The sequence below is a fragment of the Dictyoglomus thermophilum H-6-12 genome (assembly GCF_000020965.1).
GTDB classification, from domain to species: domain Bacteria; phylum Dictyoglomota; class Dictyoglomia; order Dictyoglomales; family Dictyoglomaceae; genus Dictyoglomus; species Dictyoglomus thermophilum.
Genome location: NC_011297.1, coordinates 1866176 through 1891163, shown reverse-complemented (window position 1 = coordinate 1891163; position 24988 = coordinate 1866176). Strand labels below are relative to the sequence as shown.

Here is a 24988-nt window from a genome sequence, read left to right as displayed (position 1 = left end):
TTAGGGGAGGATATATTCCTCCCCTTTTTATTTTTGGTATAATTTCTTGATATGAATTTTGAAGGATTAGAGAAAGCTGAAGTTATAAAAAGGGAAAAAAGATTTAGGTTATACGTAAGTTTTAAAGGAGAGGAGATATTAACTTATTTACCTAATCCAGGAAGGCTTCAGGGTATAATATATCCTTCTGCCACAGTGTATATAAGGAAAAGGGAAAATGAGAAAAGAAAAACCTTTTATGAGGCAATATTAGGCGTTCAAAATGGAGTATTGGTCTCTTTAAATGCTAGTCTTGCTAATAAGATTTTTGAAGAAAATCTTTTTCGTTTTCCTGTAAAAATAAAGGAATTTAGGAGAGAATTTAATTACCATGGTAAGAGATATGATTTTTTAATAAACAATAAAATTCTTGTGGAGGTAAAATCCGTTACCCTTGTAGAAAAGGGAGTAGGGATGTTTCCAGATGCACCTACAATAAGAGGCTCGGAGCATTTAGAGTTTATGAAAGATTGGCTTTTTGAAAAATGGGTGGTATTTGTTGTTCAGAGAGAGGATGCTAAGATAGTTAAGCCCCATAGGGATTTAGATGAAAGATTCTATCGAGCTACACAGATTTTTAAGAGAAGCGGTGGGATATTTTGGGCCTTTACCTGTTATGTAACTCACTCTGGTATAAATTTCAAAGAGTTCATAGATGTACAAGTATAGATCTGCCTTTGAAAAAATAAAGAGTATAGAAGAGATTGCTTATCCTCTTGTGGAGAGGAGAATAAGGGAATTTGAAGCTTTGGGTAAATATGGTGATGAATTAGATCTTTTTTCAGAGCTTTCCTTTTGTGTTCTTACTGCTAATTGGTCTGCTGAGAGGGGTATAAAGGCTCAGGAATCTATAGGAAAGGCAAATTTTGCAAAGCTGTCTTTTGAGGAATTATTGGAAAAATTAAAGGAGGTAGGGCATCGATATCCTATTAGCAGGGCAAGATTTATTGTAGAAAATAGAAGGCTTATTGGTAGATTAAGAAGTATATGGGAAAAGCCGAGTAGAGAAGCAAGGAAGATATTAGTAGGAGAAGCAAAGGGAATAGGCTGGAAGGAAGCAAGTCATTTTCTAAGAAATACAGGAAAATTAGATTTGGCTATCCTTGATAAACATATATTGCGATTTCTTTTTAACGAGGGAATTATAAAGGAGATGCCTAAAGGTTGGACCCAGAGAAAATATGAGGAAATAGAAGAAAAATTTGTAGAGCTTTCTTCTCTTCTTGAAAAAACCCCAGGAGAAGTTGATCTTTATATTTGGTTTCTCCTAAAGGGTAAAGTTGAAAAGTAGTTATTATACAAGAGCTTTTTGAATATCTTTCAAGGAAAAGGAGACTTCTCCGATTTCTCTTACTCTTATCTTTATCTTAGGATCATCTTCTATGGTTATTGTAAATCTAATCCTTTCTCCTTGATTCCATAAAAAGGGTATGTTCTTATTTGTTTCAATTTTTCCTCCTTCGATATTTATCTCCTCAATGTGGAGGGGCATAACATAGTTTATAGCTTCAAATGAGAAGGTTTTTTCATCTCTTTTTATAGAGTTTCTATCTATCATCTGAATAAAGTAAGATAAATAGGGGTTTGAAAAGAACATACTTTTCTCCTCCTTTAATCCTTCAAGGATTTTGTCGGGAAAATCTGAGATTAAAGCAAATATTCCTTTATTTTTAAAGAATCTTGCCTTTTCAACGTCATTTACTGTCCATGCTATGAGGCGCTGATAATATTCTTCGTATATTTCATTGATATAAAGGAAATTTGGTTTTAGAAAATCGGATTTCTTTAAATAGCTTTCAAGTTCAGATTTTGTAGGTTGATGTACATAAAGAAAGGCAATTTTTATATGTGGATTTTCCTTTTTTAGTTGATAGAGGTTCTCATGCCAAAAGGAGGAAATAATATACTCCTTTAATTTAAATCTTTTTAATACTTGATGTACATCTTTAAAATCCTCAGGGTTTTTTACTTCTATATCTAAAAATTTTCCAGTACTTTCTATTATCTCAAGAACTTCCTCTAAGGTAGCAATTTTTTCTCCCTGTATTTTTATATCTTTTATCTCGTCAAAATTTGATTTTCTTATGTCTTTATCAATACCAGTGAGTCTTAATAGATTCTCATCATGGGATACTACTAAAACTCCATCCTTTGTTTTTTGCACATCAAGTTCAATCCCATCAGCAGATTTGAGGGCTTCCATGAAACTTTTTAGAGTATTTTCTGGAAAATAGGCACAACCTCTATGTCCAAGAATGAGCATTATTTAATTCTCCTTTTCTTTAGGCTCTTTCATTTTAATTTGAAGCATCATTAATAATGAGAGAGTAAAAAATATACCTCCTAATGGGAATATTACAAAGCGAGTTTTTAGTAAATCTGCAAGAAAACCAGCAAAGGGAGGTGCTACAATGCTTGCAAATTGAGAAGAAAAGTAATAAAAACCTGTATATGTACCTTGGCTTTTAAGGTCTCCAAGATCAAGTACCATAGGTAGAGAATTAATATTGATCAAAGCCCAAAATAGTCCACCTAACATAAAAAAGATTCTTATAATAGAAAGATTTTGAAAGGAGATAAGACCAATAAATATAAAAATCATTCCTAACAGTCCTATTATTATGGTGTTTTTTCTTCCTATCTTTTTTGCAATTAGTCCTGAAGGAATCGAGAATATCATAAAGGTTAGAGCAAGTATTCCAAGATTACTTTTTGCTATGCTTTCTCCTAAGGTAGGATCTAAGCCTTTTTCTAAGGCCATATATACGGAATAGAAAGTCTCTACGGCATTAAACCCTATAAACCAAAAGAATATGGCAAGAAGTAGAAATATTAAGTTTTTATCTTTGAGATTAATAAGTTTTTTAAAAGAGAATTCGTTGTTTTCTCTTTCTACTTTTGTCATTACTAGGGAGTCTTTTGATTCATTTATTGCTAAGAATATTATCCATACAGAGACTATCTGAATTAGACCTGCAATGCTAAATCCTAAAGTTCTATTAACAGCAGAGATTTTTCCTACTATAAAGTATGCTATAAGAGAACCAAGTCCTCCCATGAAATTTATGATGCCATTGGCCGGAGATCTATTTTCAGGAGGAACAAGATCAGGCATAAGAGATATCACAGGCCCTCTTCCTATGGCTTGGAAGATGTTCATCAGAAGAATAACAAGGATAAGAAGAATTAAAGAGGAAGTATTTATTCCAAAGAGAGCGGGAATCCAAGGGATGAAAGAGAAGAAGATAGCCCCTAAAGGAAGAGAGGTTATGATATATGGCATTCTTTTTCCTAACTTTGTCCAAGTACGATCAGATAGAGCTCCAATTAGGGGTATGAGAAATAAGGCAAGGATATTATCTAAATTCATTATCCATCCTACAGCAAAACTTGATATTTTATAGCTTTTTTGGAGTATTACAGGAATATCGGTGTTATAAAGAGACCAGAGAAGAGAAATAGATAAAAATCCAAAACCTAATAGGACAATTTTTAAAAATTTAAAATTATTAATCATTTACACCTCCCCATCTCTTTAGAAATATATTTTAACATAAATATAAGTTAAGGTATAATACACTCATTAAGGGAGAGTGGGTATGAGCAGGGAGTTTCATTACAACATAGAGTTATATCCTGAAGACTCTAAAAAGCTTATTCCTTTAGAGTTAGAGGTTCCTGAAGGTATTAAGGAGATAGTTATCAAAGCTAACCTTGACCCTGAATTTTTATCTCATGAAGAATCTAAGAAATTGATAAGAGAGGCTATTAAAAATTATATATCACAGGGTTTTGAACCTTTAGACATAAAACAAATATCTGCTGAGATATTGGATAAGATAATAAGAGAATTTTCTCCATTAAGAAATATAGTTAATTTAAGAGTTATAGATGCTGATGGAGATTTTAGAGGTACAGGAGATCAGAGATTTACTAAAGGAATTCCAATAAAAATTGGGACTTATGAGAGTACTCTTGGGTGTGTCTCAGGAGAGATAAAGCCTGGAATTTGGCAATTAATACTTGAGATAAAGCAGATTCTAAAAAAGTGTGTTCTAAATATAGTAGTGTATCTTAATAGAGAGGAAATAACAAAGGTTAAAGATGTTATACTTCCGTATACTCCTGTGATAAGGGAGCCTTATGATAAAAGTGGATGGGTGAAAGGTGATATTCATCTTCATTCCTATCATAGTGATGGAGAGTTATCTATAGAAGAACTTATAAAATTTAGTATAAAAAGAGGCCTTGATTTTATATTTCTTACTGATCACAATAAAATATCAGGTTTTCATACTATTGAGTGGGAGTTTTATCCTATTTATGGAGGTATTGAATTTACTACTTTTTGGGGACATTTTTTGGGTTTAGGTCTTAAGGAATATATTTCCTGGGATTTAGTAAATCCCAGTTTAGGTATAAGAAGATTGAGTGAGATGGTAAGATCTCAAGGTGGAATTTTTTGTGTTGCTCACCCTTATACTATGTCAGCTCCTGTGTGTCCGGGATGTAGATGTGAGATTTATCTTGACTATAATTTTGTAGATGCTATAGAGATATGGACAGGATCCTTTGAGAGGAGAAGATTTGAAATTACAGAGTCAATAAAGAGATGGAGAGAGATTTTGAAAAACGGATTTAGGGTGACTGCTCTTGGAAGTTCGGATATGCATAAGATAGAGGATATAAAAGAAGATGTACCTGTGAATTATTTGTATGTAGAGGATTTGAGTGAGGAGAGTATTTTAAAAGCTATTAAAGAGGGTAGAGCTTATGTTACTTCGGGCCCAGAGATAGAGTTTTATATAAATGATTATTCCATAGGAGATAGTGTAAATTTTGATGAAGACCTAATACTCAAATATGCTTGTGGAAGAGAAAGTGAGCTTAGAATTATATATAACGGAGATGAATATATAAAAATACCTAATACTAAGAAAGGAGCTTTCCATTTAAAGGTTAAAGATCCTGGCTATATTTATTTGGAATTTTGGGAAGGGAAAAAGCTAATAGCTTTTACTAATCCTATATATTTAATATAAGAGGGGCTTCATTGCCCCTCTTAATTATACTCCTGAGAAGGCATTAAAACCACCGTCAATAGGTATAACTGCTCCTGTGACAAAAGAACTAGCAGGGGAGGCAAGCCAAATTATAGTTCCTATAAGTTCCTCTGGTTCTCCAAATCTTCCCATTGGGGTATGTTCAATTACTGCTTTACCTCGGGGAGTAAGAGTTCCATCTTCATTTAGAAGGAGGTATCTATTCTGATTGGTGATAAGAAATCCGGGAGCGATAGCATTAACTCTTACTTTGGGTGAGAATTCTTTTGCTACATATACTGCAAGCCATTGAGTGAAATTAGCCACTGCAGCCTTTGCTGCAGAGTATCCTACTACCCTTGTCAGAGGCCTAAAAGAAGACATAGAAGCAAAATTTATAATTACTCCTCCTTCTGGGTTTTCTACCATCATCTTACCAATTATTTGGCTTGGAATGATAGCACCAGCAAAAAGATTTATATTTACTACTTTTTGGATGGATTCTATAGGAAGATCCCAGAAAGTTACTTTATCAGAAGTAACTGCTTCGGGGATATTTCCTCCTGCAGCATTAAGAAGAATGTCGATTTTTCCAAACATGTTTTTAACTTTTTCTGCAACTTCTTTCACATTTTCCTTTTCCAATGCATTCATCACAAAACCTTCAGCAGTAATTCCCATACTTTTTAACTTTTCGACTTGAGTCATTAAAGCTTTCTCATTTATATCGGTTAGGACTATTTTTGCTCCTGCTTTTCCTAAACCTTCAGAGATGGCAGAAGCTAAGATCCCGCCTCCACCAGTAAAGAAGGCCACCTTATCTTTTACGGAAAAAAGTTCTTCAACGTAGCTCATTATTTTCACCTCCTATTCGAGTTTTTCCCATTCGGTATGGAAGATTCCCTCTTTATCTATCCTTTCATAAGTGTGGGCTCCAAAGAAATCTCTTTGAGCTTGGATTAAATTTGCAGGAAGATTCTCTGTAGCAAGGGCAAAATAGTAGTCAAGAGCAGAGTTTAAGCAGAGAAGAGGAATTCCTGTTAGTTTTCCAAGGTTTGAGATTCTCTTTGCGGATTCTATTTTATCCTTTAAGAAATTTACTGCCTTTTCCGAAGCAAGAAGATTTGCATTTTGAGGATTCTCTTTTATGATTTCCCTTAAGAAGTTCAGAAGCTTGGCTCTTATAATGCATCCACCCTTCCAAATCCTCAGTACTTCTGATAGATCTATGTTGTAATTGAAGGTTTTTGAGGCCTCATCTATTAGCCAGAGTCCCTGAGAGAAGGATATAAATACTCCAAAGAGTAGAGCTTTTTCAAGGTCTCTTATTAGCTCTTCTCTATTTAAAGATAAGTTTTCTTTAGGCACTGGCAGTGTTTTTGATAAGTTTACTCTTAAGTCTTTAAAATGAGATATTATTCTTGCTTCTACGGCCATGTTTAAAGTTGGGGTTGGAATACCAAGATCAAGGGCTGTTTGAGAAGTCCATTTACCTGTTCCTTTCTGTTCTGCTTTATCCAATATAACTTCTACAAGAGGTTTTCCTGTTTCCTCATCTTTTCTCCTCATTATTTTATAAGATATTTCCATAAGAAAGGAATTTAGTTCTCCGTTATTCCAGGTTTGGAATACATCACCAATTTCCTCCGAAGTCATATTTAATACTTTTCTCATCACATCATAGACTTCTGCGATGAGTTGCATTATGGCATATTCAATACCGTTATGGACCATTTTTACAAAATGGCCTGCAGAATCATCTCCTACATAAGTACAGCAGGGACCATCCTCAGTTTTTGCAGCAATTTTAAGAAGCATTTCTTCCACAAGTTTATAAGCTTCCTTTGTTCCTCCGGGCATAAGAGAAGGCCCATGTAGGGCGCCGTATTCTCCACCAGAAACTCCCATTCCTAAGTAAAGTATTTCTTTTTCTTTTAGTTCTCTAATTCTTCGGGAAGTATCTTTGAAGTAAGAATTGCCGCCGTCAATGATCAAATCACCAGGTTCTAAATAAGGGAGTAGTTCGTTGATCATATCGTCTACAGGTTGCCCTGCTTTCACCATTAGAATTATTTTTCTTGGCTTTTCAAGGCTTTCCACAAAGGATTTTAAGTCATAATAGGGATAGATCTTTTCTTCTTTTACTCTTTTTTCTACAAACTCTTTAGTCCTGTCTGGAGTTCTATTATAAACTGAAATAGAATATCCTTTCCTTGCTATGTTTAATGCTAGGTTTTGACCCATAACAGCCAATCCTATTAAACCTACATAATTTTTCATAGTTTTAACCTCCCTTTTATAATTGACTGTGTATAGAAAAAGCTTCTTTTAAATTATGAGTTAGGTAGGTAAAAAATTCAAATTTTTTATTATAATAATCTGCTTTTTCTTTATTAGGTATGTAGACTTTTTCAATCTTTACAAGTTTTTCTGTAGCTTCTTTATAGGAGGAGAATTCTCCTAATAGAGTAAAGCCGAGAATTGCAGAACCAAGAAGGGCAGTTTCTTCTACCCTTGTTACTGCAACCTCTACTCCTAATATATCTGAAAGAATCTGCATCCAAGTATCAGATTTTGTTCCTCCTCCTCCTGATCTTACTTCCTTTACTTCTATTCCTAACTCTCTTAAAGTTTCATAAAGCATTCTTATGATATATGAAACTCCTTCCATTCCTGCCCTTATTATGTGGGCCTTGGTGTGATGTGGTCTCAATCCAAATAAAACTCCAGAAGCAATACTTCCTATTTCTGGATTTCTCTCCCCTGTGAGATAGGGTAAGAAGAATAGATTATCTGTTTCTATATCTTTTGCTATTTTACTTTGTTCTTCATAATTCAAATTAAATAAATTATCTCTATACCATTTTAGTATTATTCCAGCGTTATTTATTCCACCACCTGGGAACCATTTACTATCAAAGAAATAAGGTACTTGAATTCGCATTTTTTTAGGATCATCAAATACTGCTTTTGGATGGGGTACTCTAAACATAGCAGTAGTTCCTATATTAATTATTCCTATTCCATCTCCTCCTAAAGCTCCAATTCCAGTACCTACTGCTCCACCATCGTAAAGTCCTACCGCAAGAAGTACTTCTCCCTTTAATCCTAAGAGATCAAGAGTACTTTTGGGTAATGTCCCAAGAATTTTATCTGCAGAAACAACCTTTGGAAGATTTTCGTATGTGATTCCAAGAAAATCAAGTATGTAAGGATCCCAATTTAAGGTATGGATATTTAAAAGTTGGGTTGAGGAATCAATGCTCGGCTCAGTATAAGGCTCTCCAATTAGCTTATATATTAGGAAAGATTTAGAGCCAAGATAAAATTTAGCCAAATCAAAAATCTCTCTGTGTTTTTTCTTTAACCAATATATTCTTACAAAGGGGTAATAAAGTAAGGGAGGACATCCTGTTCTCTTGTAAATTTCTTGAAAATCTGCTTCTTTTAGAAGGTCTTCAAATATCTCTTTTGTGCGTGTATCAAGGAGGGTTATGATTCCTGTGAGAGGCTTCATATTTTTGTCCAAAGGTAATAGTCCAAACATATAGGAGGAGGTTATTAAAATGCCAACTTTATCCTCATAACCTCTTGTGGTCTCTCTAATGCTTTCTACGAAAATATTAAATATTTTCTCAGGATCATGTTCTGCTTTTCCTGTACTGTCTTTTTCGAGAGGTAATTCTTTTTGGACAAGAGATATTATCTTGCCTTCTCTATTGATTAATCCAGTTTTTATGTTAGTTGTTCCAAGATCAACGGCTAAGACTAACTTTTCTTTATCCATGGTAATCTCTCCAATACTTCTTTATTTATTATTTCCTCAGGTATTTCTTGGTTTACTACTCTTTCCACATCAGCTACTACTTTGTCGCCCATTCCCTTCAGGCATTCATAGGTATAGGCTGCAATATGTGGAGTAACTACTACATTTTCCATATGAAGGAGAGGGTTTTGGGGATCAGGTGGTTCATCTTTCATAACATCTAGGCCTACTCCTGCAACCTTGCCTGATTTTATAGCTCTTATCAGAGCCTCTTCATCCATTAGCTCTCCTCTTGCTGTATTTATAATAATTACATTATCCTTCATCATGGAAAATTCTTTATCAGAGATCATATGTCTGCTCTTTTCATTTAAAGAAGCATTAAGAGAAATAATGTCTGAGTTTCTAATGAGTTCTTCAAGAGATACTGGTTCTACTCCCTTCTCTTTAAGTACTTCGGGAGGTATATTAGGATCGTAGGCTATTATTTTTGCATTGAATCCATTTTTTAATATCTCTCCGACTCTGCTTCCAATATTTCCGTATCCTATTATTCCAACTATTTTGTCTTTTACTTCCCATCCTATAAATTTAGCTCTTTCTTCCCACTTTCCTTCTCTTGCTGTCAAAGAAGCTTCTCTTATTTTTCTAATTACCGTCATAAGCAGAGCTACAGCAGTTTCTGCTACTGCTTCTCTTTCTACTATTCCAGGAACCTTTGTTACAATGGTTCCCTTTTCTGTTGCAGATTTGATATCAATATTGTTGTATCCAATTCCATGTCTTGTAATTAATAAGGTTTCATCCTTATATTCAAAAAATTCTTTATCATAAAATGGGGTAACACTGGCAACAATAATATTAAATCCCATTAGCTTCTCTGCTAATTCTTTCCCATGAAGATCTCCTGGGAGAGTAAATCTTTCTACATCTCCAATCTTCTTAAGTCTCTCTATATGTTCAGGAAAATATTTCCCAAAACTGCTAGAGTTTACAATGGCAATACGGTACATGATTACTCCTCCTCAAATAAATTCTTTAGATGTTTTCTAATATTTTCTGATACATACTGATAATGTTCTTTCTCGTTTTTGTTCAATATCTCATATATTTCTTCTCTTTTTTCATCAAGGAGAACTCCATAAGAGATATGGAATAACTGTCTTACATTAGGTTTTTTAAGAAATTCTATATAGTCTTCTTTAATTTCTTTTGGAAACTCCTCTTTAGTTATGCTTACTTTATACGCTTTTTTACTTTCTTCTAAATTTTCAAGAGCAATATGGTATAACTCAAGGAATAAATCAGGAGAATATCTTGCTATTGTTTTAACAGCTTCAAGCCAACTAGTGCCTGATGTCTTTATATGGAAATTTCCCTCTGTTATTTTGTAGAAGCTTTTATAAATACTAAATTTATCGCTACCTGAATGGAGGCTCAGTCGGTATCCTTCTAGAGCCTTGGTTAAGGCATATTGTTTTTTTAGCTCATTTTCAAACTTTTTAATATCTCCTATATAATCTATCCCTTTTTGAAATTCGCCTGGGAATTTGGGAGCTAAACTCTTGAAATCAATTCCTTTTTCATGTAAAAATTGGACAACAAAGAAGTGATCTTCAGGGGTAGTATCTCTTTCTCCTTCGTCAATTGATACTTCTATATCAAATTCAAGAAGTTTACTTCTTAGGATTTCATATACCATCTCTACAAAAGATAGGGCTTTTTCGTAAACAATAGCAGATTTGCAGAGTTCATCATAGGATAGTTCGAAATACTCTTCATTAGAGATTTTGATTTTTTTGCCTGCATACTTTTCAATAATTTTTTTGGAAAAAGAAGAAATTTTTTCGTATTTTTCTCTTATCTCTTTTGAAGTAAGGTTTTCAATTCTTTCAATAAAATCACTTATATCAAGGGTGTACATAGTATACCCTGCGTCTATAGCTTCCATAAGATATTTTTCGTCCTTTATATGATCTGCATCTGCTCCATAGCTGTCTGTGTAACCTATCTCTAATACTCCTATGACACTTTTGAGTAGTACATCTTTAAAATCTCTCTTGGTTTTTATGAGTTCTCTTGGGGACTGTTGGGCAAGTATCGGGAAAAGATTGTAATCTTTAAGAACAGAGAGTTGAGCGGAGGTTACAAGTCCTAATCTATCTCCTGTTCCAAAGGAGATCTTTTTATTACATGTTTTTGGATTTATAGGTATTATCTCTTTTAATTTTTGATAATTTTCAAAATTTAAAGGATAAATGTTTACAGAGAACCCTGTTTTTTCTATTTTTTTGTCCTCAGAAAAATAAGGATTTGAAAAGTAAATAGATTGATTTTGCTTAATTATTCCTATATTTTTTGTATTATTTATTTTGGCCACAAAAATATATAACTCCTCATTGATTTTTCTTAAAGATTGAGGGTAAACAAAGATTGAAAAAGGTTTTAACAATTCTTCTAATAAGTTTAGCATATTCTTTAACCTCCAATTTTTCATGCTTAATAAAAATTAAGCCTATCTATAGTGAAATTTTAGCATATTTTTACATACTACGCAATAATTCTATTTGACTAAAAAGTAAATGATCTCTCCTAAGAGGCCTGTAAATAATAAGGTTTTTGTGAGACTCCATTTGTATTTATAGCCTAAAATGAAGGATAGGATAAAAATAACAGTTCCCCAAAAGTCTAAAACAGAACTTTTTAAAATACTATATGTTCCAGCAACAATGAGAGAGAATGTAAGAGGAGAAAGCAAAGTTAAGTATGTTTTAACTTTTTCTTGATTTATTTTGTGAACAAAATAGGAAGCAAAAAGCACTAATATAAAAGGAGCAAGGACAGAGCTTAAGGTTGCAAGTAAACTTCCTAAAATTCCTCCCATCTTATAACCTATAAAGGTTGCCGCGTTAATTGCTATAGGTCCTGGAGTCACTTGAGATATGGCAACAACATCGATAAATTCAAGATCATTAAGCCATTTCTCTTCTAATACGACTAAGTATCTTATGAGAGCGATAATAGCATATCCACCGCCAAACCCAAAAAGTCCTATTTTGAAAAATACTTTTATTAATGCTTCATATATACCCATAAAATCACTACTCCTAAGGAGATGAGAATTAAATAAATAGGATTAACCTTAAAGAATATTAGCAGTACTGACATAAACAAAAAAGAAATTATATTTAATTTGCTCCACTTTCTTTTTTTAATAAGTTCTAATACTGCAATTACCATGGCTGAAGCAATGGCAGGTCTTATGCCATAGAAAAGTCCTTGTACTATTTTTGATTTCTCAAAGTTTAAGAAGAATATAGCAATTACAAGAATTGATATGAAAGAGGGAAGAACCACAGCAATTCCAGAGATAATGGCTCCTTTTATTCTTTTCAATTTATATCCTACTGCAACGGCAAGATTAAAGGCGATAGGTCCTGGAAATAACTGGGCAAGGGTTAGGGTTTGTAAAAAGGTCTCTTCATCCATCCAGCCTTTTTTCTTTACGATCTCTTCCAAGAATAGGGGGACCATTACATAGCCCCCTCCGAGGGTAAGCCATCCGATTTTTAGGAACACAAAAAATAATTCCCACAAATTCATAGGAGTTATTATAGCAATAAATTCAGGTAAAGGCGAAATGATGTAAAAGAAATTTATTGAATAAAATATTATGGTTAAAATGATTGTTAAATGTTAAAATGATATTAAAGACAATATTATTATACGGTAAACATAAAATTAAAAGGGGGATAAAGAAGAAGGATGAAATTCCCAAAAGGAAAGCCAATCTATGAGGATACTCCTTCAGGACTTATTAATCTCAAAGAGCTTGTGGCTTGGATAAGAATGGAAAAATTTAGTGGAGTATTAGAGGGTAAGGTCTCAGATATTAAAACTCAAATATTAATTACTGAGGGAGAACCGAGGAAGGCTTTTACCTATAAAGATGGTGAACTTCTTCTTCAGGATGAGGAAGCTATTGATTCCTTTATTACTGATGCTATGATGAGGGTCTCTTTTATTTCTTTGTACAATCTTGAAGAAGAAATTATTAAAAACATTCTATTAAAGTTATTTTCTAATCCGATTCTAAATGGCGAGCTTAAGATTTTTGATCCTACGGGTATTATTGATAAATGTCTGGAAAAATCAAATGTCTCTCATCTTAACTTAATCTTGGAAGCAAATAATTTTCATTTTCTTTTTTATGATGGTAAATATTTAGGGTATTATAATGAGAGAGATGGGGAGTTTGTGGAAGATCAGGAAAAGATTGGACTTATTCAAAATTTAAATTCTAAGCTTGGTTATCTCTATTTTTATAATATGTCCATAAAAGAATTTGAGGGGTTTAAATTTCCCTCTTTAAAATTTGGAGAAATAGAGAAGAATATAGATTTCTTGATAGAAACTCTTATAGATTTTTTGAATCAATTAGTAACAGGTTATATAAGTACAGGAATTTATCCTGATAAGGTGAAGAAGATTTTGGAAAAAGTTTTCTTAAATCAAAATGGCTTAATGAGAGATTCTATTATTCTTGCAGAAGATCAGTTTATGATAAAGCAAAATGTTATAAACAGTTGGTATGAGGCTGTAAATCTTTTTGCTAATTTTATAAAAGAACTAAATAAAGAACTGGTTAGATTTTGGGGGAAGAAACTTCTTACAGAAAGATATACGGAGGTTTATAAAAATTACTATGAGAAAATAAAAGATCATCCTGAACTTTCAACTCTTTTTTCCTATTTGAGCCCAGAGAATATTATTTCTTAGGGGGGAGTCATGGAGAATAGACTTAGAGCTGTAGAGATTGTGTTTTTTATTAGCCTTTTTTTGGTAATTTTACTCTCTTTTCTTCCTTTGTTTAACGTTTATATACATAATTCAGTCTACCAGTTTGTCTATCTTTTAGCAGAAATAATTGGCCTACTCTTTGCGTTGGTTTATTTGTTAAAGATGGACAGAAGTCAAAGATTTTGGTTGGGATGGTTGTTTATTGTAGCAGGTTTAGCCTCATATTTATTGGGGGATTTTTTGAGTTTCTTAAGGGAAGAAAATATTTCTGAGATTTTCAAGATTTTCTCCTTCATTTTTAATATTGTAGGATTATTGATGTTTATAGTTTTTATTGGAAATTCTTTAAGATTAAGATTAACTTTTAATGAAAATTTCTTATTGGTAATTAATTCTCTTTTACTTTTCTTGCTTATACTACAGGTGGGTTTTCTTCCTGTAATATTAAATCGTGCTTACTCAGTGTGGGATAAGGTTACAAATATAATTTATCTCATAGAAAATTATATTTTACTTGTTTTATTTATGATTCTATTTCTTACAATTACCACCCATTTTTGGGGAGGAGAGATTGCAAGAAATTACTATCTATTAACATTAGGCATATCTCTACTTTCTTTATCTAGCCTAATATTTTATTTTGTCTTAGGAGAGTATAATGTTTTCAACATTGACAGAATTATATACCTAGGGGCTTACTTAGTTATTGCTTATGCTGTGGTTAAGGAGGGGGAAATGCATACAGTTTGATTAACACCAAAGTTGGTCATTTTTTAAAGTTCCATTTAAGCCATTTCTGGGTGTACTTAATTTAACTAACTCGTAGTCTACATTAGTTGGAGTTACATTGACTTTTATATAGTGATAAAAATCATGTTGAGGATCTACCCCAATAAGTTCTGCTCCTGCTCCTCCTGCTGGGGTAGGTGAAGAGAGTGGAACATGAAAGGAGTAATAAAAAGGCCAAAACATCTCATAATATAGGGATCTTCCATCCATAACTCTTCATTATTAACCCTGTTTAATTAGTTTGTTAAAGACTTTTGTTGAGTTTTTATTATCTCCGAATACTATGGAAGTAAAAGAGTTTACTTTGGGATTTATCTTTTGAAGCTGTTTATAATTCCAGTTTTCAACCTTTTCAAAACTAAATTCATAATGTATTTTAATTGAAATAGCTATGAGTAGAATTAATGAGACTATTAAAATAAAAGGTCTTGAATACAGTTTAATCATAGATGAAATTATACCATAAGATTGCTTATGGTATGAGATAAAAAATTAATTTTAATCGTATAGGTAGGGAGATAGTTACCTATGAAGTTAAAGAATTAGCTCACCTTATTGAAGATTTAGACCTTTTATGGAAAATTTTCCATACTTATCAAAGGTTTTATGCTTACTCTTTATATTATATGGAGGTCTTTTCTAACAATACAATTCTTTTTACAAAGGATTTATTTTTATTTCTTAAGAGTTATACCTATGATGTTCCTATCAAAGGCCTTTTTATATTGGTCATTTAAACGCCATTAAAAGATAATCAATTATTGAATTATAGCTTCCAATTATTGCGAGATTTATATAGTATAGTAATGAGTTTACTAAAATTCACTTTATTTTTATCCCATCATAATGTTTGATATTAAATTAAATATTAAATTTGTGTAAATAGATGGTATAATATTTGAGCTAAGAAAATACCTAATAAAAGGAGGTAGGATTATGGATAAAAGAACTGATGTGCTTATAATAGGAGGAGGTCCTGCAGGAATTGTTTGTGCCTCAACTGCTAAAAAATATTATCCTGATAAAAAAATTACTGTTATGAGAAATGTTCAAAATAGTGTGGTTCCATGTGGTATTCCTTATATGTTTTATAGTCTCCAAAAGCCCGAAGACAATAAAATGGGATATGCTGGGCTTGAAAATGCAGGAATAGAGGTATTAGTAGATGAGGCAGTAAATATAAATAGAAAAGAGAAGTATGTGGAAACCAAGGGAGGAGATAAGTATTATTATGAGAAATTAGTGCTTGCAACAGGTTCTCTTCCTATAATACCTAAGATTCCAGGCATAGAAAAGAAAAATATATTCCCTATTTATAAGAATTTGGATTATCTCAAAGAGGTAGTCGAAGAGATAAGAAAGTCTAAAAATGTATTAATTCTTGGGGGAGGATTTATAGGGGTAGAGATAGCAGATGAGGTCTCAAAATTGCAAGGGATTAATGTATATCTCGTGGAGATGCTTCCTCATCTTCTTGCTCAGTCTTTTGATGAGGAATTTTCCATACTTGTAGAGGAGAAACTTAAATCGAAAGGAGTTAATGTCCTTACTAATGCTAAAGTAGTTGAGTTTATAGGAGATGAAAAGGTTAGAAAAGTAAGACTTGAGGATGGAAGAGAGATAGATGTGGATGTGGTACTTTTGGGGATAGGAGCAAGGCCAAATTCTGAATTAGCAAAGACAGCAGGACTTGAGGTTATAAACACTGGGGCTATATGGGTTGATGAGTACATGAGGACTTCTGATCCTGATATTTTTGCTGTGGGAGATTGTGCTTTAAAGAGGGACTTTTATACTAGAAGAAATACTGCTGTGATGCTTGCCTCAACGGCTACTGCTGAGGCAAGAATAGCGGGAGCTAATTTGTATAAAATAAAATTAATAAGAGAGAACAAAGGCACTATTGCAGTTTATTCTACTTATGTGGATGGTCTTGTACTTGCCTCTGCAGGTCTTACCGAAAACAGTGCTATGAGAGAAGGATTTGAGGTAGTGACAGGAATTGCTGAAGGTATTGATAAGCATCCAGGTACCCTTCCAGGGGTAAACAAAACAAAAGTAAAACTTATTTTTTCAAAACATTCTGGAGTTTTACTTGGAGGACAAATCGCAGGAGGAATGTCTTTTGCAGAACTCATTAATCTCATCGGTTTAGCTATACAGCAAAGGATAACCGCATCGGAGCTTGAAACTCTTCAAATGGCAACTCATCCATATTTAACATGCGCTCCTACCGTTTATCATGTGGTAATGGCTGCTCAGGAGGCAATAAAGAAGATATATAAAGATTCTTAAACAAGATTTTTACTTAATTATTTTAGGGTATTTTTGGTTTTTTGACTTGACATAGTTATATAGGGATATATAATATATATAGACAAAGTTAATATATCTGAAATCTCAAAGGGGAGGTGAGACTATGTTAAGAAGATATTGGGATCCTTTTGAGGAAATAAGACACTTACAAAGAGAAATGGATAGATTATTCGCAGATTTCTTTGGTGAAACTACAGCTGTTGAGGAAAGAAGAGGAGCTTATGCTCCTGCCATAGACATGTATGAAACTGATGAAAATATCGTATTAAAAGTTGAACTTCCAGGCTTCAAGCCTGAAGATGTAGATATCAGTGTAACAGAAGATAGTGTAATAATTCAGGGAGAAACTAAGGAGGAAGAAGAGGTAAAGAAAGAGAACTTCTATAGAAAGGAAAGAAGATTAGGTAGGATCTATAGAAGAATAGATCTACCAAAGCCCATAGTACCTGACAAGAGCGAAGCTGTTTATAAGAACGGAGTATTGACCTTAACATTACCAAAGGCAAAACCTGAAAAACTTGAGGGTATTAAGATAAAGATTAAGGAAGAGAAGTAAAGAAGAAGGCGGGTTTATCCCGCCTTCTTTTTTTAAAATTCAGTTTTTCCTGTGAAATTGAAATTTTCTACTTTGATTGCTGGTACTTTTGAAAAACCCATACTGGGAACTAAAATTGCCTCGTTGGATATATCTACCACATTTGCTAAAGCTTCCACAAAACTTTGAGTGAATCTTAAATTTTTTAAAGGTTTTTTGATTTTTCCGTTTTCTATTAAGAAGGTTCCATCTCGTGTCATTCCTGTGGCGAGTACTTTTACAGGATCGAGAAAGGCATTTACATAATGGAATCTTGTCACTAATATTCCTTTTTCGGTTTCACTTATTATTTCCTCCAAAGTTTTTTCTCCAGGAGTAAAGAAAAGATTTAAGGGAGCAGGCCCCCAGGATGGCGGAGGAAGAGCATGTCCAGTAGATTTTTTGCCTTCCTTTGCTGCTGTTGCAGTATCATATACTGGTCCTATAGGAACCCCGTTCTTTATTAGGTCTACTCTCTTTTTAGGTACTCCCTCAAAGTCTATAGGAATTACAATTCCTTCAGGGTTTAATCCATCATCAAAGACATTGATAAATTCTTTGAAGATTTTTTGTCCCATATAAAGGTTCAAGAAAGATCTTTTTTCTTGAACAGCTTTTGCAGAAAAGCCAAAGTAAGAAAGCATTTCAAAAAGTTCTCCTACAGCGAGGGGTTCAAGAATTACTGTATAAATTCCAGGATCAATCTCTTCTGGATTTCTACTATCTATACATTTTTGTAATGCTCTTTCAGAGAGTTTTTCAAAGTTTATGCTAACTAAGTTTTTCCCTAATTCTTCTTGATATCCTGATCCTTCTCCCATGTACATAACCTTTCCATGGGCATAAGAATAGGTGGCATAAGCCTCTACTCCATTTGAATTTATAATCCCAAATTCTGTGGTGTTTTCTGATAGGGCTCCGAAAGCATCTAAATTATGTTTTTCTGCCTTCTCTATAAAGTTTTTTACAAGATCTGCTCTCAATTCAGGAGAGGGTGCTATAAGATTTTTTTCATATTCAGGGATAGGTTCTGACTCGGGTAAATATAGTTCTTCAGTTTCAGGTTGAGCCTTCAAAAGGTCATATAAGTCTTGAATTAATTTATCTATTTTTTCCTTATCAATGTCGCTTGTATTTACTATTATTTTTCTTTTTCCTTCACCTACCCTCATAGTCAGAGATAAATTTTCTTCGGCCACATTTTGGTGAATAGTGTTGTTGGCAAATCTTGTTAGCTCTTGACTATTTATAGATAAGCTTACTTCCTTTCTCTCAAAAGGTATTTTGTTGATAATATCTTTTAATAGGCTTAAAATCTTATCTTCTCCCCACATTATTTACCACCTACCTTTACTTTTCTAAATCTTGCAGGTGAAACCCCATGACCCACTCTTGCAATTTGTATTGGCTCTCCCTTACCACAATTAGGTACTCCCCATACTCTCCATGATTTTTCATCAGCTATAGCATCACAGCTTCTCCAAAATTCGTAGGTTATTCCTGTGTAATATGGGTTTTTGTAAATTTTTCCAAGTTTTCCATTTTTTATTTCATAAGCGATTTCACAGCCAAAATGAAAGTTTAACCTTTTATCATCAATAGACCAATTTTTATTGACAGCCATATATACCCCTTCATCGGTTGAGGCAATAAGATCTTCAAAAGGCATTTCTCCAGGAAGAAGGTTTATATTGGTCATTCTTATAATAGGAATACGGTTCCAACCGTCTGCCCTCATAGTACCATTGGATTTTTCACCAAAAATAACGGCAGTTTCCCTAGAAGTTAAATATCCGACAAAGAGTCCATTCTTTACTAAATAACTTCTCTGGGCGGGTACTCCTTCGTCATCAAATCCAAAGCTTCCAAGACCATAGGGATGAGTAGCGTCAGCAACAATATTAACTATTTCTGAGCCGTATTGAAAGTTATTTCTTTTGTCTAAAGTCAAAAAGCTTGTTCCTGCAAAACTTGCCTCCATTCCTAGAACTCTATCAAGCTCTGTTGGATGTCCACAAGACTCATGAACTTGCAATGCTAGTTGGGTTCCATCGAGGATAAGAGTGGTTACCATTTCAGGTAGTGGATCTGCTGAGAGAAGGGCAACTGCTTCTTTAGCTATTCTTTCTGCATTTCCCATGAGATCTAACTCCTCAATAAATTCCCATCCACCTTTTCTAAAGTCTCCTCCAAAAGAATTTGGATATGATCTTCTCTGAATGTCTCCTCCTTCTATAGCATATGCTGTTATACCGCCCCCACTTTCAAGAATACTTTGTTCAATTTCAGATCCCTCACTACTTAGAAATACTTTATCTTCTTTAAAGAAAGACAAATATGCTTCAGTAAGGCTTATTCCTTTTACCTCTCTCATTATTCTATCGGCAGTAAAAAGAAGGTCTAATTTTTTTTCAAAAGGAACAGAGAATGGATCAATTTTGTAATAACTTTCCCATTTGGTTTTGTAAACTTCTGCTGGAGCTAAAACTACCTTTTTTTTATTCACTGAGGCACTTGCTTTTGCTATTTGGAAAGCTTTTTCGACGGTTTTTTTATAGTTTGATAGATCAAAAGAAGATGCAAAGCCCCAGGCTCCTTTATAAAGTACTCTTATCCCGAAACCATAAGTTTCGTTTTTGCTTGCATTTTCTAAAACTCCGTTTTTAACCTCTATTTCTTCTTGTTTTCTTCTTACAATTCTTACATCTACATAATCCCCACCAAATCTTGAGGCATAACTTAAGATCTCTCTACCAATTTCTAACAAAATTCTCACTCCCTTCTTTAAAGATCTACAATAATTCTATCTCTTTTATTGAAGATTGATAATCTTTTAAATCCTAAATCTTTTGCTAATTTATATGCTTTTTCGATATCTCTTCCTACATCTTCAGGTGTATGGGCATCGGCTCCAAAAGTTAATGGAATGTTGTAATGAACTAATAATTTAAGGAATTCAGGTGAAGGATAGATTTCATTTACAGGTTTTCTCCAACCAGCAGTATTTAATTCTACAGATATATCGTGATTGGCAATCATTTTAGCTGTTTTTTCATATAGACTAATTAAATTTTTAGGTTTTCTTCCACCCCAAAGTTTCACCACATCAAGATGTGCAACCACATCAAATAAATTACTTTTTATTAGTTTTTCTAGCTTATCAAAATAATCTTCAAAGATCTCTTCAATATCTCTTTCGGTCCAACGAGGATCATTGGGATCTATGTCAAAACCAAATCCGTGGTCTATAAAGTGTACCGACCCTAAAACATAATCAAAAAAGTTGTATTCTTGTAAAAGTTCTTTGATTTCTTTTTCCTTTTCAGGAAAATAATCCATTTCAACACCAATCTTTATGCCATATTTCTTTTTCAAAAACATAGTAAATTCTTTATACTCAGAGAGGGTACTATCACACCATGGCTCTGTTATGGGAAGATGGTTATAAATAGGTCTAAATTCTTTGAAGCGATGTCCATGTTCTGAAATCCCTAATTCTTTAATATTTCTCTCTTTTCCTTTCTCATAAAATTTAAGCCACCAATTTTCCTCAAATGGTCCTCTTTCTAAATGCATGTGATAGTCTATCAGCATTCTTTATTACCTCCATATTTTTTGTTTGTAATATCTTTTATTTTAACTTATTTTATGTTAAACTTTTAACAGGGAATTTTTTATTATGGGGGAGAAGTTTATGAAAGAATTTATGTATCTTTTGGAAAGAGTAAAACCTGAATTTGAAAATCTCCCTGCTGCCTTACTTAATGCAGAAAGGTTTATAAAAAAGTTGAGGGCTGAAAAGGCTACAGGTGTCATTATATATAATTCTGAGAAAGTACGTGGAGCGATTTTTGTTTTTGAGGGGAAGGCCTTCTTTGCTAAAGTTGAAAATGAAAAAGTTTTAGAAGGGATTGAAGCCGTTGATTTTATAATGAGACAGATTCAGCAAGGGTATGGAAAGATTACTTATTATCCCACAGATGTGGTACTTATTCTTGTACTCTCAGCTATTTATGTAGGAACTCCCCTTTATGTAGACTTAGATGCTAATACTATTATACCAACAAAATTTTTCACTGCCCTTCAAAATAGAGAATTTAGTGGGGTTGTTTTATATAGAAGTGCTGAGGATGTTAAATTCTGGATTTTTAAAAAGGGTAAACCTACCAATCCTCCCCCTGTTGTGCTTCCCCCTTATGGTTTCATTAGTGTGTATGCTCTTGATACCATAGAAGTTAAAGATTATCTTGAACTTTGGGAGAAGGAAGCTAGGAGGAAGATTATAGAATTTTCTGAAAAACTTCTTTCTGCTATTGCGAGAACTTTAGTGGAGAAATGGGGACAAAATACTACGGAACTTATGTTACTTCCTTTAGAAAGTTATCAGGGGCCTGTAAATATAAAGTTTGATAAGAAAACTTGGAGTTGTAAAATTGAATCTAATGAAGAGCTTTACTTTTTAGCTAAAGAAATAGAAAGACTCTATGCAAGACTACTTAGGGCTATACGAGAGAGAGAAGAAATTGTGGCAGAAAATGTGGAACTTTATGCCTTTAATCTCATGCAGGAAGAGAATGTCCTTTGGCCTCCTACAGAGGAAAATATATTTAGAAGAGATTAATAATCTTCTGAGTTGATGCAAAGATCTGAGAGATACCCTAAACCTAAGGATTTACCCTTATTATATGATCTTCCTGACCCCTTTACTTTTTTTGATGGCAGTAGAGGGGAGAACTTGGAGGATTGGGATAGAAGAAGACAAGAAATCAAAGAACTCTACCAATTTTATATGTATGGTTATTATCCTGATACTTCTGAGGAAGAAGTAGATTATAAAGTTAACGAAAACACAGTAAGTATTAGGATAAGAAAGGGAAATAGAGAAACAACTTTTAATGCAAGATTTAGCCTTCCTGAAGAGAAAAATTTTAATCCTCCATATCCTGTTATTGTAGTTATTGGTTTTATTGGAGAACATATTCCTTATATTACATCTAAGGGTTATTCTGTAGTAATTTTTGATCCTTATCAAGTAGCAAAGGATGACTTTACCCATCAAGGAGCTTTTTATGAGATCTATCCTTACTCAAAGGATGTAAGAAAGAGTGCTGGAGTACTTATGGCATGGGGTTGGGGTGCTTCTAAGGTTATGGATATAATCTGTAAAGGGGCTTTTTCTAAAATAGATCCTTATAAGTCAGTTATTACGGGTTTTTCTCGTTTTGGTAAAGCTGCTATTTTAGCAGGTGCTTTTGACGAGAGGTTTCTTATTGTGAATCCTCATGCTTCAGGGGCAGGAGGTACTGCGCTTTTTAGATATGCTTCTCCTTCTTCTGAACCATTTTCAAACTTACAGAGTCCTTCAGAGGCTCATTGGTTTAATGATATTTTTAGGGAGTTTGATGATGTGAACAGATTACCTTTTGATCAACATCTATTATTAGCTCTCTGTGCTCCGAGAGGTTTAATTATCACTGGAGGGTATGCTGATCTATGGACAGATCCCGAGGGAACCTGGCGTGCTTTCTTAGAAGCTAAAAAAGTTTATGAATTTTGGGGGTATGCTGAAAGGATTAGATTTGCCTATAGAGAAGGAGGACATACTATTTGTCGTGAAGATATTGATAATTTAATAGATTTTTGTGAGTTCATTTTTAATAAGACAAAAAGGGGAGGATAAATTTCCTCCCCTTTAATTTTTAATTTATTACTACTCAAGTTCTTTGATTATTAAATCTACCACTGAATCTACATCTAAGCCCTGGAATTTGTAAAGAGCATCAGGTTTTCCAGAAAGTCCGTATTCTTTTACTCCTAATTTCTTAAACTTAACTTTATATCCTCCTTCAAGAAGGGCTTCTGCTATTATACTGCCTATTCCTGTATATACATTATGATCTTCGTATGTTAATACAAAACCTGTTTTAGCAGCCTCAGATAAAGCGTTCCAGTCAATTTCTTTAGGAGATGTAAAGTTAAAAACTTTAATTTTTATACCCTTTTCTTTTAATTTTTCCCAAACTTGTACTGCCTTTGCTACCATGGGACCACAAGCTATAATTGCAGCTTTATCTCCGTCCCTTACTTTGTCCATCTTTCCATATATAAACTCATAATTACCACCAAAAAGTGGATTGCCATTTTCATCGGTAATAATTGGGGTTACAGACCTTCCCATTGCGACTAAGAAGTTTCCAAATTCTTTTGCTACATATCTTATTACTCTATCAGTTTGGTTTCCATCTGCAGGTACAATAATCTTAAAACCAAAGAGATTTCTAAAAGCTCCGATGTAGTCAATACATTGATGAGTTTTTCCATCTTCACCTACATCAAGTCCGCAGTGAGTGACAATAACTTTTAAATTTGTAAAGTTAATATCGTTTAGTCTATGCTGATTGTAGGTTTCATCAACGCCAAAAACGCCAAAATCTGCGAAAAATGTAATTACTCCTTGAGAGGATAATGCTCCTGCAAGAGTTGCTGCATTATGTTCCTGTATACCTACCTCAAAGAAATTCTCAGGAGCTATTTTACCAAACTCATGAGTTCTTACTGATTCCATTAGATCGCAATCTACCACTGCTATAGGTGTTGTTCCTTCCTTTCCTACATTTAGTTTTCCAAGATCTGCAAGGGCTTTCCCAAAAGCACCTCTATTATCTATCTTTGCGTCTTTTTCATAAGTAAAGGGAGTACCTATATTTATGTTTATGGTATAAGGCTCTATTATATGTTTTCCAGAAGGTTTAAATTCCTCTCTCATTTTTTTGTATTTTTCAAGATCATCTTCAATCCCTAATTCTTCTAAGGCTTTTTTGTATTCGTCAGGCTTTAATGCTCTTCCATGAAACTCGAATTTGTTTTCCATAAATGATACGCCCTTACCCATAATGGTGTGGGCAAGAATAGCTGTAGGCTTGTTATCATAGATTGCTTCTCTTATGGCTTTGTAAAGAGCTTTGAAATCGTGTCCATCTACTTCTATTACTTCCCATCCATCGGCAAGATAATTTTCTTTAATATTCTGAGGCATTATTTCAGAAAGAGGCCCTGAGAGTTGTAATTTGTTATAGTCTATGAGTACAGTCAAATTAGATAGGTTATATTTTTTAGCAAATCTTCGGGCTTCGGAGATTTGGCCTTTTTGCTGTTCTCCATCTCCCATAACTACAAAGACGTGGAAATCTTTTTTAAGAAGTTTTGCAGAAATAGCCATTCCACATCCTGCAGAAAGTCCTTGGCCTAAATTTCCAGTACTCCATTCAACTCCAGGAACGTATCTTTCTACGTGTCCTTCAAATATACTTCCTGCGAGTCTGAAGTAGGCTATAGCTTCGTCGATATTAAAAAATCCTAAATTTCCTAAGGCAGAATATACGCCTGGAGAGGTATGTCCATGACTGATAATGATTCTATCCCTATCAGGATTTTTAGGATCTTTGGGGTCAACATTGGCAAAATAGTACAGGGTTAAGTACATTTCTATGGATGACATGGAGCCACCAGGATGTCCTGAACCAGCAAGAGTTGTCATCTTTAGAATATCGCCTCTGCATTTGTGAGCAAGAGCTTTTAGGTATTCTATATCCTTTTCATCTACTTGTTCGGCTGTAAAACGATTTCTTCTCATTAAGTTACACCTCCTATTATTGAAACTTA

23 protein-coding genes are annotated in these 24988 nt (G+C 33.7%); 9 read left to right on the top strand and 14 right to left on the bottom strand.

Annotation, left to right across the window (positions count from 1 at the left end; genetic code table 11):
* Positions 1 to 51: 51 nt before the first annotated feature.
* Both sfsA and DICTH_RS09340 read left to right on the top strand, forming a co-directional pair.
* Positions 52 to 708 (top strand): DNA/RNA nuclease SfsA, encoded by a 657-nt coding sequence (gene sfsA / locus DICTH_RS09345; RefSeq protein WP_012548149.1) that lies wholly within the window; start codon positions 52 to 54, stop codon positions 706 to 708.
* The gene (locus tag DICTH_RS09340) at positions 695 to 1330 is read left to right on the top strand and encodes an N-glycosylase/DNA lyase (RefSeq protein WP_012548797.1); all 636 of its coding nucleotides are present in this window, start codon (positions 695 to 697) and stop codon (positions 1328 to 1330) included. Before sfsA ends, DICTH_RS09340 begins: the two co-directional genes overlap by 14 nt.
* A 3-nt stretch (positions 1331 to 1333) precedes the next feature.
* On the opposite strand, the gene DICTH_RS09335 is transcribed toward DICTH_RS09340, so the two are convergent.
* Both DICTH_RS09335 and DICTH_RS09330 read right to left on the bottom strand, forming a co-directional pair.
* Positions 1334 to 2302: a glycerophosphodiester phosphodiesterase gene (locus DICTH_RS09335; RefSeq protein ID WP_012547807.1), complete on the bottom strand. Its 969-nt coding sequence runs from the start codon at positions 2300 to 2302 to the stop codon at positions 1334 to 1336.
* A 3-nt stretch (positions 2303 to 2305) separates the two neighbouring features.
* On the bottom strand, positions 2306 to 3556 hold the full coding sequence (locus DICTH_RS09330; RefSeq protein WP_012547582.1) for an SLC45 family MFS transporter: 1251 nt from the start codon (positions 3554 to 3556) through the stop codon (positions 2306 to 2308).
* Positions 3557 to 3638: 82 nt separating this feature from the next.
* On the opposite strand from DICTH_RS09330, the gene DICTH_RS09325 reads away from it, so the two are divergent.
* Positions 3639 to 5081, top strand: coding sequence for a CehA/McbA family metallohydrolase (locus tag DICTH_RS09325; RefSeq protein ID WP_012548085.1), 1443 nt, complete (start codon positions 3639 to 3641; stop codon positions 5079 to 5081).
* A gap of 24 nt (positions 5082 to 5105) precedes the next feature.
* Here DICTH_RS09325 and DICTH_RS09320 read toward each other — a convergent pair whose 3' ends face one another.
* The 7 genes from DICTH_RS09320 to DICTH_RS09290 all read right to left on the bottom strand — a co-directional run bounded on the left by DICTH_RS09320 (position 5106) and on the right by DICTH_RS09290 (position 12450).
* Complete coding sequence (locus tag DICTH_RS09320) at positions 5106 to 5936, bottom strand: SDR family oxidoreductase (protein ID WP_012547708.1); 831 nt, start codon at positions 5934 to 5936, stop codon at positions 5106 to 5108.
* Between the two features lie 12 nt (positions 5937 to 5948).
* Positions 5949 to 7361: an NADP-dependent phosphogluconate dehydrogenase gene (gndA, locus tag DICTH_RS09315; RefSeq protein ID WP_012548791.1), complete on the bottom strand. Its 1413-nt coding sequence runs from the start codon at positions 7359 to 7361 to the stop codon at positions 5949 to 5951.
* Between the two features lie 16 nt (positions 7362 to 7377).
* Positions 7378 to 8868, bottom strand: coding sequence for a gluconokinase (locus DICTH_RS09310; RefSeq protein WP_012548783.1), 1491 nt, complete (start codon positions 8866 to 8868; stop codon positions 7378 to 7380).
* A complete protein-coding gene (locus DICTH_RS09305; RefSeq protein ID WP_162466983.1) occupies positions 8850 to 9863 on the bottom strand; it encodes a D-isomer specific 2-hydroxyacid dehydrogenase family protein in 1014 nt (337 codons plus the stop codon). Before DICTH_RS09305 ends, DICTH_RS09310 begins: the two co-directional genes overlap by 19 nt.
* Positions 9863 to 11320 carry a tagaturonate epimerase family protein gene (locus tag DICTH_RS09300; RefSeq protein ID WP_012547214.1) on the bottom strand — a complete coding sequence of 486 codons (1458 nt, stop codon included), beginning with the start codon at positions 11318 to 11320 and terminating at the stop codon, positions 9863 to 9865. Before DICTH_RS09300 ends, DICTH_RS09305 begins: the two co-directional genes overlap by 1 nt.
* Positions 11321 to 11410: 90 nt before the next feature.
* Positions 11411 to 11941 carry a chromate transporter gene (locus tag DICTH_RS09295; RefSeq protein WP_012548291.1) on the bottom strand — a complete coding sequence of 177 codons (531 nt, stop codon included), beginning with the start codon at positions 11939 to 11941 and terminating at the stop codon, positions 11411 to 11413.
* Positions 11920 to 12450, bottom strand: coding sequence for a chromate transporter (locus DICTH_RS09290; RefSeq protein WP_041723366.1), 531 nt, complete (start codon positions 12448 to 12450; stop codon positions 11920 to 11922). Before DICTH_RS09290 ends, DICTH_RS09295 begins: the two co-directional genes overlap by 22 nt.
* A 162-nt stretch (positions 12451 to 12612) precedes the next feature.
* Here DICTH_RS09290 and DICTH_RS09285 point away from each other — a divergent pair, with 162 nt between their 5' ends.
* Positions 12613 to 13626, top strand: a complete 1014-nt coding sequence (locus DICTH_RS09285; RefSeq protein WP_012547444.1) for a hypothetical protein — start codon at positions 12613 to 12615, stop codon at positions 13624 to 13626.
* A 9-nt stretch (positions 13627 to 13635) separates the two neighbouring features.
* Positions 13636 to 14397 (top strand): hypothetical protein, encoded by a 762-nt coding sequence (locus DICTH_RS09280; RefSeq protein WP_012548356.1) that lies wholly within the window; start codon positions 13636 to 13638, stop codon positions 14395 to 14397.
* Here the strand turns inward: DICTH_RS09280 and DICTH_RS09275 are convergent, their stop codons facing one another.
* Positions 14398 to 14646: a hypothetical protein gene (locus DICTH_RS09275; protein WP_012548658.1), complete on the bottom strand. Its 249-nt coding sequence runs from the start codon at positions 14644 to 14646 to the stop codon at positions 14398 to 14400.
* A gap of 726 nt (positions 14647 to 15372) precedes the next feature.
* Here DICTH_RS09275 and DICTH_RS09270 point away from each other — a divergent pair.
* On the top strand, positions 15373 to 16731 hold the full coding sequence (locus DICTH_RS09270) for an FAD-dependent oxidoreductase (RefSeq protein WP_012548671.1): 1359 nt from the start codon (positions 15373 to 15375) through the stop codon (positions 16729 to 16731).
* A 124-nt stretch (positions 16732 to 16855) separates the two neighbouring features.
* The gene (locus DICTH_RS09265) at positions 16856 to 17308 is read left to right on the top strand and encodes an Hsp20/alpha crystallin family protein (protein ID WP_012547816.1); all 453 of its coding nucleotides are present in this window, start codon (positions 16856 to 16858) and stop codon (positions 17306 to 17308) included.
* A 32-nt stretch (positions 17309 to 17340) separates the two neighbouring features.
* On the opposite strand, the gene DICTH_RS09260 is transcribed toward DICTH_RS09265, so the two are convergent.
* The 3 genes from DICTH_RS09260 to DICTH_RS09250 are packed head-to-tail and all read right to left on the bottom strand — an operon-like array spanning position 17341 to position 20920.
* Complete coding sequence (locus DICTH_RS09260; RefSeq protein WP_012547929.1) at positions 17341 to 18660, bottom strand: TldD/PmbA family protein; 1320 nt, start codon at positions 18658 to 18660, stop codon at positions 17341 to 17343.
* On the bottom strand, positions 18660 to 20093 hold the full coding sequence (locus DICTH_RS09255) for a TldD/PmbA family protein (RefSeq protein WP_012547018.1): 1434 nt from the start codon (positions 20091 to 20093) through the stop codon (positions 18660 to 18662). The genes DICTH_RS09260 and DICTH_RS09255 overlap by 1 nt, the downstream gene beginning before the upstream one ends.
* 17 nt (positions 20094 to 20110) lie before the next feature.
* On the bottom strand, positions 20111 to 20920 hold the full coding sequence (locus tag DICTH_RS09250) for a histidinol-phosphatase (protein WP_012547268.1): 810 nt from the start codon (positions 20918 to 20920) through the stop codon (positions 20111 to 20113).
* Positions 20921 to 21020: 100 nt separating this feature from the next.
* Here DICTH_RS09250 and DICTH_RS09245 point away from each other — a divergent pair, with 100 nt between their 5' ends.
* Positions 21021 to 21947, top strand: coding sequence for a hypothetical protein (locus DICTH_RS09245; protein WP_012547591.1), 927 nt, complete (start codon positions 21021 to 21023; stop codon positions 21945 to 21947).
* A gap of 15 nt (positions 21948 to 21962) precedes the next feature.
* A complete protein-coding gene (locus DICTH_RS09240) occupies positions 21963 to 23006 on the top strand; it encodes a glucuronyl esterase domain-containing protein (protein WP_012548670.1) in 1044 nt (347 codons plus the stop codon).
* Between the two features lie 30 nt (positions 23007 to 23036).
* Here the strand turns inward: DICTH_RS09240 and DICTH_RS09235 are convergent, their stop codons facing one another.
* Complete coding sequence (locus DICTH_RS09235) at positions 23037 to 24959, bottom strand: transketolase (RefSeq protein WP_012547776.1); 1923 nt, start codon at positions 24957 to 24959, stop codon at positions 23037 to 23039.
* Positions 24960 to 24988 lie beyond the last annotated feature (29 nt).

Excerpts from the sequence above, each read along its gene's own strand:
- DICTH_RS09320 (WP_012547708.1), bottom strand. The coding sequence starts at position 5,936 with ATGAGCTACGTTGAAGAACTTTTTTCCGTAAAAGATAAGGTGGCCTTC.
- DICTH_RS09250 (WP_012547268.1), bottom strand. The coding sequence starts at position 20,920 with ATGCTGATAGACTATCACATGCATTTAGAAAGAGGACCATTTGAGGAA.
- DICTH_RS09240 (WP_012548670.1), top strand. The coding sequence starts at position 21,963 with ATGCAAAGATCTGAGAGATACCCTAAACCTAAGGATTTACCCTTATTA.
- DICTH_RS09270 (WP_012548671.1), top strand. The coding sequence starts at position 15,373 with ATGGATAAAAGAACTGATGTGCTTATAATAGGAGGAGGTCCTGCAGGA.
- DICTH_RS09275 (WP_012548658.1), bottom strand. The coding sequence starts at position 14,646 with ATGGATGGAAGATCCCTATATTATGAGATGTTTTGGCCTTTTTATTAC.
- DICTH_RS09235 (WP_012547776.1), bottom strand. The coding sequence starts at position 24,959 with ATGAGAAGAAATCGTTTTACAGCCGAACAAGTAGATGAAAAGGATATA.
- DICTH_RS09335 (WP_012547807.1), bottom strand. The coding sequence starts at position 2,302 with ATGCTCATTCTTGGACATAGAGGTTGTGCCTATTTTCCAGAAAATACT.
- DICTH_RS09310 (WP_012548783.1), bottom strand. The coding sequence starts at position 8,868 with ATGGATAAAGAAAAGTTAGTCTTAGCCGTTGATCTTGGAACAACTAAC.
- DICTH_RS09280 (WP_012548356.1), top strand. The coding sequence starts at position 13,636 with ATGGAGAATAGACTTAGAGCTGTAGAGATTGTGTTTTTTATTAGCCTT.
- DICTH_RS09265 (WP_012547816.1), top strand. The coding sequence starts at position 16,856 with ATGTTAAGAAGATATTGGGATCCTTTTGAGGAAATAAGACACTTACAA.
- DICTH_RS09300 (WP_012547214.1), bottom strand. The coding sequence starts at position 11,320 with ATGCTAAACTTATTAGAAGAATTGTTAAAACCTTTTTCAATCTTTGTT.
- DICTH_RS09325 (WP_012548085.1), top strand. The coding sequence starts at position 3,639 with ATGAGCAGGGAGTTTCATTACAACATAGAGTTATATCCTGAAGACTCT.
- DICTH_RS09285 (WP_012547444.1), top strand. The coding sequence starts at position 12,613 with ATGAAATTCCCAAAAGGAAAGCCAATCTATGAGGATACTCCTTCAGGA.
- DICTH_RS09330 (WP_012547582.1), bottom strand. The coding sequence starts at position 3,556 with ATGATTAATAATTTTAAATTTTTAAAAATTGTCCTATTAGGTTTTGGA.
- DICTH_RS09340 (WP_012548797.1), top strand. The coding sequence starts at position 695 with ATGTACAAGTATAGATCTGCCTTTGAAAAAATAAAGAGTATAGAAGAG.
- DICTH_RS09295 (WP_012548291.1), bottom strand. The coding sequence starts at position 11,941 with ATGGGTATATATGAAGCATTAATAAAAGTATTTTTCAAAATAGGACTT.
- gndA (WP_012548791.1), bottom strand. The coding sequence starts at position 7,361 with ATGAAAAATTATGTAGGTTTAATAGGATTGGCTGTTATGGGTCAAAAC.
- DICTH_RS09245 (WP_012547591.1), top strand. The coding sequence starts at position 21,021 with ATGAAAGAATTTATGTATCTTTTGGAAAGAGTAAAACCTGAATTTGAA.
- DICTH_RS09290 (WP_041723366.1), bottom strand. The coding sequence starts at position 12,450 with ATGAATTTGTGGGAATTATTTTTTGTGTTCCTAAAAATCGGATGGCTT.
- DICTH_RS09260 (WP_012547929.1), bottom strand. The coding sequence starts at position 18,660 with ATGTGGGGAGAAGATAAGATTTTAAGCCTATTAAAAGATATTATCAAC.
- sfsA (WP_012548149.1), top strand. The coding sequence starts at position 52 with ATGAATTTTGAAGGATTAGAGAAAGCTGAAGTTATAAAAAGGGAAAAA.